The 6678-nt window shown below is 65.8% G+C and carries 6 protein-coding genes and 2 pseudogenes; 3 read left to right on the top strand and 5 right to left on the bottom strand.

Annotation, left to right across the window (positions count from 1 at the left end):
* The coding region (locus VIQ49_RS14405; RefSeq protein WP_331885722.1) for an alpha/beta fold hydrolase at positions 1–613 on the bottom strand (613 nt) is incomplete at its 3' end.
* Between the two features lie 116 nt (positions 614–729).
* Between VIQ49_RS14405 and VIQ49_RS14400 the strand changes: the two genes are divergently transcribed.
* Entirely contained in the window at positions 730–1833 is a 1104-nt protein-coding gene (locus VIQ49_RS14400) for a DUF5685 family protein (protein WP_331885720.1), read from the top strand.
* On the opposite strand, the gene VIQ49_RS14395 is transcribed toward VIQ49_RS14400, so the two are convergent.
* Positions 1830–2375 (bottom strand): hypothetical protein, encoded by a 546-nt coding sequence (locus VIQ49_RS14395; protein ID WP_331885718.1) that lies wholly within the window; start codon positions 2373–2375, stop codon positions 1830–1832. The genes VIQ49_RS14400 and VIQ49_RS14395 overlap by 4 nt on opposite strands.
* 122 nt (positions 2376–2497) lie before the next feature.
* On the opposite strand from VIQ49_RS14395, the gene VIQ49_RS14390 reads away from it, so the two are divergent.
* Together VIQ49_RS14390 and VIQ49_RS14385 are read left to right on the top strand one after the other, a co-directional pair.
* Complete coding sequence (locus VIQ49_RS14390) at positions 2498–3685, top strand: sensor histidine kinase (protein ID WP_331885716.1); 1188 nt, start codon at positions 2498–2500, stop codon at positions 3683–3685.
* Positions 3682–4359 (top strand): response regulator transcription factor, encoded by a 678-nt coding sequence (locus VIQ49_RS14385; protein ID WP_331885714.1) that lies wholly within the window; start codon positions 3682–3684, stop codon positions 4357–4359. Before VIQ49_RS14390 ends, VIQ49_RS14385 begins: the two co-directional genes overlap by 4 nt.
* Here VIQ49_RS14385 and VIQ49_RS14380 read toward each other — a convergent pair.
* From VIQ49_RS14380 to VIQ49_RS28955, 3 genes and pseudogenes are all read right to left on the bottom strand, one after another.
* Positions 4356–4709: a DUF952 domain-containing protein gene (locus VIQ49_RS14380; RefSeq protein WP_331885712.1), complete on the bottom strand. Its 354-nt coding sequence runs from the start codon at positions 4707–4709 to the stop codon at positions 4356–4358. The genes VIQ49_RS14385 and VIQ49_RS14380 overlap by 4 nt on opposite strands.
* 299 nt (positions 4710–5008) lie before the next feature.
* A pseudogene (locus VIQ49_RS14375) lies at positions 5009–5825 on the bottom strand (NmrA family NAD(P)-binding protein).
* 119 nt (positions 5826–5944) lie between these two features.
* A pseudogene (locus VIQ49_RS28955) lies at positions 5945–6298 on the bottom strand (hypothetical protein); the annotation flags it as partial.
* Positions 6299–6678 lie beyond the last annotated feature (380 nt).

Here is a 6678-nt window from a genome sequence, read left to right as displayed (position 1 = left end):
GCGCTCCGGCGAACATCGCCTTGACCGAGTCGACGTCGATACCGAACCCGCACAGGGGGTCCGCGATGTAGGCGTCGACGATCGCGTCGTCGCGCGACAGCCAGTCGAAATCCGTTCTGGCGGGCGCAAATGGGGCGTTGAACGATGTGAGGTCGAGTTCGGCCTCGAGATCGAGCGCGGGTTCGAGGCCGTCGAGTGCCGCCGTCCCACTCAGGACCACCGCATCGACCTGGATGCTGTCGTCGAGCAGGTATTGCTGTGTCGCAAATGAACCCATGCTGTGGGCGATGAGCACCAGCGGCAGGTCAGGTTGCTCTGTGTGCACCATCGTGACGACCCGGCCGATGTCGGCGACCAGTTGCCGCCACCCATCGGGACCGAGATCGCCGAGATCGCGGTCGGCCAGCTTGGATCGGCCATGTCCGCGGTGGTCGTAGCCGAACACCACATACCCGTCGTCGGCGAGCGCCTCGGCCGTCTCGGCGTATCGCCGGATGTGTTCGCCCATCCCGTGGATCAGGAGAACCGCTGCCACCGGTTCATCGGCGGGTTCCCACCGGATGCCCGAAATCGTTGTGCCGCGACTCGACTCGACCGTGAACTCGGAAGGCATGTATCCCTTTCGGCTGTGATGTTGCGGCGATTGACTACCGAAGTATCGATTGATTCCACCTGGATTTGTATTCTGATCGATCAAACGGAGTACTTCGCGCTTTCCGACAAGACCGGATGTCCGTGTCGTGTTTCGATGGCTGCATGTTCGGCATACTCCGCCCATGCATGACCCACCTCGATCCCGAATCAGCCGATCTGTGGCGTGCACACATGTGCGGTGTGTGCTTGTCATTGCGGTCGGGGCACGGCCAGTTGTCCCGGCTGGTGACCAACACCGATGCCGTTGTGGTCTCCATACTCGTTGATGCGCAACGTGACTCTGTTGCCCGAACGGTCACCGCCGGACCCTGTGCGCTGCGCGGGATGCGTACTGCCCAGGTCATCGCCCCCGGCGAACTCAGTGTGCGACTCGGTGCCATCACCTCACTGACATTGGCATCTGCCAAGGCCGCCGACGTCCTTGCCGAGCAGGCCACCGGCCTTGCGGCCTCATCGAGGCTCCGCGCCCGGGGTGCCCGGGTGGCCGGGCCTCGGCTGCGACGTGAAGCGCTCGCCGACGCCGCGGTGTCGTCCGCCATCGGATGCCCGGACCTTCTCGACGATCTGTCCGCCCAGGCCGAAGTGGAGATGAGGGCGAGCACCCTCGACGAGATCACCGATCGATCCGCCCGCGCGGCGGCCGCGGTGTTCGCCGCGACCGCAGAACTCGCGGGGGTACCCGAGAATCGGGAGGTGTTGAGGCTGATCGGTTCCGACTTCGGTCGCTGCGCTCATCTCCTCGACGCGGTGATCGATCTCGAAAAAGACGGCAAGACCGGCGATTTCAACCCGCTTCTGGCCACCGGAACCAGTGTCGACGCAGTCCGGGACGATTGTCGACGACTGCTGGCGGCCATCCGGAGCCGGATCGGTGGTGTGCGCCTGCGTGATGACCGGTTGGTGACCAGGTTGCTGGTCGGAGGTCTGGATCACGCGATCACCGACGCCTTCGGTCACCACCCCGAAGCAGTGTTCACCTCGCCCGGTTCACCACCGCATCGCCCGCCGCTGCCCCCATTCCACAAACGGATCCTGCCGTGGGCCGGTGTCTACTGCACCGGGTACGCCTGCTGCGCCGATCACACCAACCCCTGCAACGGCAAGCGACACCAGTCCGGCGCCAAAGGGTGCTGCAACAACGTCGATTGCTGCGACTGTTGTGACTGCTGCGACTGCTAGTCGCGTTCGCGCCGGTCGAACAGCGCCCACACCGGCCCGGTGAGCAACCAGATGACGGTGATGGTCCCGAGCATGGGGAAGATCCCGGCGAGCGCCGCATCCTGATCGGCATCGCCAACCGTTGTCGAGAGCACCAGGATCGCCAGCACCGCGACACCTGCCGCGGCGAGCCACTGGCCGAACGCGATCAGTTCCCGGCGCAACCCCGCAGGGCCCTTCTTGGGTGGTCGCGGCGGCGGCGGACCGTCGGCGAACCAGTGTGCAAAACGGACATCGGCCCAGGACACCATCGAATGCCCAAAGGCGACAGTCACACCGAGGTAGATGCCGGCCACCCGATGGACCAGATCCACATCGGCCCCGCGATGGATGTCGTACGCGACGGCAGCAAGCAGGACGAGATCGAGGACCGGCACCAATGCGAGGATCACCACGGAAGCGCGTCGGGCGTTCAAGAGATAACGCACCGCCAGGCCACCACACACCAGGACCCAGAATCCGATCTCGCATCCGATGATGACCGCTGTGATGGGTGAGTTCATGCCTCCGAGTCTGCGGTTCCCGCGGGCGTCGTCGCGTCGGCCGTGAGATCGATTCCGTGTCATCATTTCCGACGACGACCGGCACCGGTGACTGTGCTGTCATGGATGCAGGGAGGTGCGCCATGGAACTGAAGCACAGTCGGAGCGATGTGCGGCGCGACGTCGCCGTCGCTGTGGCGTTCTTTGTTGTCGGATCGGTCATGTACGTCGCCAACCTGCGGTATTTCTTCGGGAGCGCGGCGCTGATCGACGTGCTCCCCCGATGGATGCCACTTTTCTCGCTGGCCGTCGCCTGCGGTTTCCAGATGTTTCGTTCCAGCCGGCCCGCCGTCGCTGTGGCCGGCGGTCTGTTCGCGTTGGCACTTGATGCCCTGTGCGGTCCGACCATCGCTGTCTGGATCGTGTACTCCGACATCATCTACGCCGCCGCCATCTATGCAACGGGCCGGGTCAATCGGGCCATGTTGTTGTCCAACTGGCTGATCGCCGCCGTCACACTCACCGTCTCACTGACCGTGTCCGGGGATTGGCGGGTCGCGTTGTTCGCGATGATCCTCGTGGTCGCCCTCATCGTCTCCCCCGCGTCCTACGGCCAGGCGATCCGCCAGCATCAGATCGCAGCAGACAGTGAACGCGACCGCGCCCAGGCCGTCGCGGCACTCGCGGTCCGAGAACAGGAGGCTGCCGTGGCGTTCGAGCGTCGGCAGTTCGCCCGTGACCTCCACGATGTCGTGGCGGGCCAATTGTCCGGTATCGCAATGCAGTCCGCGGCTGCACTGGACACCACCGATCCCGCGATCCGGGCGACGGTCCTTCGATCGGTCCGAGCAGCCAGTCTCGACGCACTCGGCGAGATGCGGGCGATGATCGAAGTACTCACCGGCACCGATGATCTCGATCCTCCGGCCACGGCAAACCTGAACAGTCTCGACCGTCTGATCGACTCTGCCCGCGCCTCCGGATCAGCGGTCACCGCCGACCTCGGCGTGGTTTCCGTGGCAAGGATGACCGGCATCGCCGGCTATCGGATTGTTGCACAAGCCATCACGAACGCGGTCACGCACAGCCCGCGTTCACCGATCGATATCGTTGTCGGGCAGCATGATTCAACTGTCAAGATCACGGTGTCCAACCCGGTGCCCGCCGGCACGGAGATACCGGCCCGCGCCGGTGGGCACGGCCTGAACAACATGGAGATGCGGGCACGTTCGGTGGGCGGAACCTGCCATGCCGGGATGGCCGACAACCGATGGGTGGTGCAGTGCGAATTACCCTGCGCCACACTGGCGTCTGCCCAGGGTTCCCGATGATCCGGGTCCTCGTCGCCGACGATCACGCGGCGATCCGGTCCGGGGTTGCAATGATGCTCGCACACAACGACTCCATCGAGGTGGTCGGTGAGGCATCCGACGGCGCCGAAGCGGTCGGGCTGGCGGCCACCCTGCAGCCCGACGTGGCGCTGCTCGACATCCGGATGCCGGGTACCGACGGGATCGCCGCGACCGCCCAGATCTGCGCCGCCGGGACCACCCGGGTCCTGATCTTGACGGCATTCGACATCGACGCGTACATCTTCTCCGCGCTGTCGGCGGGCGCCGCCGGGTTTCTGCTCAAATCCGCGACACCGGCCGAGTTGAGCGCCGCGATCGCAGCTGTGGCCAGAGGCGACGCCGTCCTGGCGCCGGAGGTGACGCGGCGTGTCATCGACAGATTCACCGGCGTGGCGGATTCACCCCGCACGCCGGATCCGACATCGGCTCAGGCACAACGCATCGCCGATCTCACAGACCGGGAACGAGACATCCTGGGCACGCTCGGTGCCGGGTTGTCGAACGCCGAGATCGCGGCAGAACTCTTCATCGGGGAGACCACGGTCAAGACCCACGTGTCCAGGGTGCTGACCAAGCTGGCGCTCCGGTCACGGGTGCAGGCGGCCATCGTCGCCCGCGAACTCGGGATCACCCACCCGCCGACGCGCCGCTAGTGCAACTGCGGATAGTGCCCGGATTCGTCGACGTCGTAGCGTTCGACCGCGGTCACTGCACCCGTCGGCAGAGCACCGTAGAGATGCGGGAACTGCATCCCCGACGGATCCGGCGGATCGCCGTCCTCCCAGACGATTTCGGCTCCGACCCGCAACGTATCGACGGTCAGCAATACCAGATCTGATTGATCCAGATAGAGCAGATTCGCCGGAATGTGGACCTGTCTGCGTTCGGACAGGTGCACAAAGCCCTGGTCGGCCAGCGACGCAGGCTCGATCGATCCCGTTGTCCGGGCCTCGAGCCAGTCGGAGATCGAACAGAGATGTACCAGGCGTGTTCCTGTGCTCACCCCCTCAGCCTGCCGTATCAGCCGGTGAATGCGCCAGGGGTAATTTTGTTGTGGTCGGTCTGGGGCGATCGGACCGAGGAGATCGCAGTGCGAACAGCTGCTGTTCGCTCTCGGTCGCCCTGGTTTCCGTATGGGACAGCGCAGCCGTGATCAGATGATGATCCGAATCGGTCCAGCGTTCGGTGGTCTGGCGTCGATAGTCACTCCACGACGGCACGGTGAACTGCTCGACGCGCACATACTGCTCGGCGCCCTGGCAACAGAGGCCCCACGAATAGCTGCCGGTTCACCGGCGTGCCTCACCTATCGCGGTCATCGCCCGGTCGAAGGCAGCCGGCTCGCCGGGTCGTACCCGGTAGGTCACCGACACGATCACCGGTCCGTCGTCGGCTTCCGGCCCGAAAACCACCGTCGGCGTCGGCCAGACCGTCGAGACACCGCGCCGAACCGGGTGACCGAGTCGCCGGCCCAAGGGCGTCCGCCATCTCGGCCGGTGTCGGATCGTCGGACGCCAGATCGATGCGCGTGCCCACGTGCCGGGTGGGATCGGCGAACACCGCGGCAACAAAAGCACCTAGGTCACGACGTGAGAGTTGTTGCAGTGGTTTGTCTTCGGGGATTGCGAGCTCGAATACACCGTCGCGTATCCGGTCGAGCCCGCCCACCAGGTTGTCGTAGAAGTACGTCGGCCCGACGATCGTGTTGGGTACCCCCGAGCTCACCAGCGCGGCTTCGACCACCGCTTTGCTCTCGAGGTGCGGGATCCCGGTGTGCAGGTCGGCGCTCGCCACCGAGGAGAAGACCAGATGTGGGACCTCGGCTATTGGCGGCCTCGATGATCGAAATCCCCTGGGTCATCTCTTCGTCCGGACCGCGTTCGAAGGGTGTGGTCAGCGCGAACACACCCGCGGCGCCGGCAAAGGCTCCGGCGAGCGCCTTCGGGTCGTCGAGGTCCGCGACCGCGAGGGCGGCGCCCAGCCCCACCAACCGCTGAGCCGCCGCGGACTGCGGACGCCGCACCACGGCCCGCACCGGTAAACCCTTGGCCGGCAAAGCATGTGCGACGGCACCACCCTGGGCGCCGGTTGCTCCGATCACCACATGTATCGCGGACATCATGACCCGGCGGCGACGTTGGTTTCCAGGCCCACGTGGGCGACGACCTCTTCGATGAGGGCGACGACCTCCGCGGGCCGGGCGAGCATCACGACATGCGGTGCCTCGAGTTCGACCACTTTGCGCAGGCCCGCACGCTTGTTTCCGAATCTCTCGACATCCGGATTGATGGTGCGGTCGTCGCTGCTGACGATGCCCCACGCGGGCTTGGTCTTCCAGGCGGCCGCAGACGCGGGCTCCCGAATGCAGACGCGGGCTCCCCGAATGCCGCGGCGGCGAGCGGTCGCCCTGACACCGCGAGCACTTCGGACTCCTCTTGCGGGATGCCTGCGGCGAACACGGCTCCGAATGCGCTGATCTCCACCGACACATCGGTGCCGGGTTCGGCGCCCTCGATCGGGAAGGCAAGTACACCGGGTGCGCGGCGAGGTCGGAATCGGGGAACCGGCCCTGCAATTCGCCGAGGCTCTCACCCTCCTCGAGTGCGTATCCGGACACGTAGACCAGACCCACGACGTTGTCGGCCACCCCGGCGACGGTGATCACGGCGGCGCGAGTACGGCATGGCCCTTGTCGAGCAGCCGGCGGGTCACCTGGGTCCAGCTCGCAGCGTCGGCGAATGCGCCGCGGACGAGAACGATGGTGGGCGTTGCAGACATGGCGGCCTGTTTGTGTCTGGGATGTCGTGGTCTGGGATTTCCTGACATCAACATTTGTCGCTCGCGGCGGCGATGTCGTCGCTGCTGGCGCCCAACACGGTGGAGTGCTGGCGGGGAGGCGGCCTACCGGCTAGCCGGTCGACGCGCCGGGGCCGATTCTGTTGGGGGCGTCGGGGGCGACGTCGTCGCGAGCT

The organism is Williamsia sp. (assembly GCF_036566845.1).
Lineage (GTDB): Bacteria > Actinomycetota > Actinomycetes > Mycobacteriales > Mycobacteriaceae > Williamsia.
Note: the sequence above shows the minus strand (reverse complement) of the source record. Positions and strands in the feature narration are given on the sequence as shown.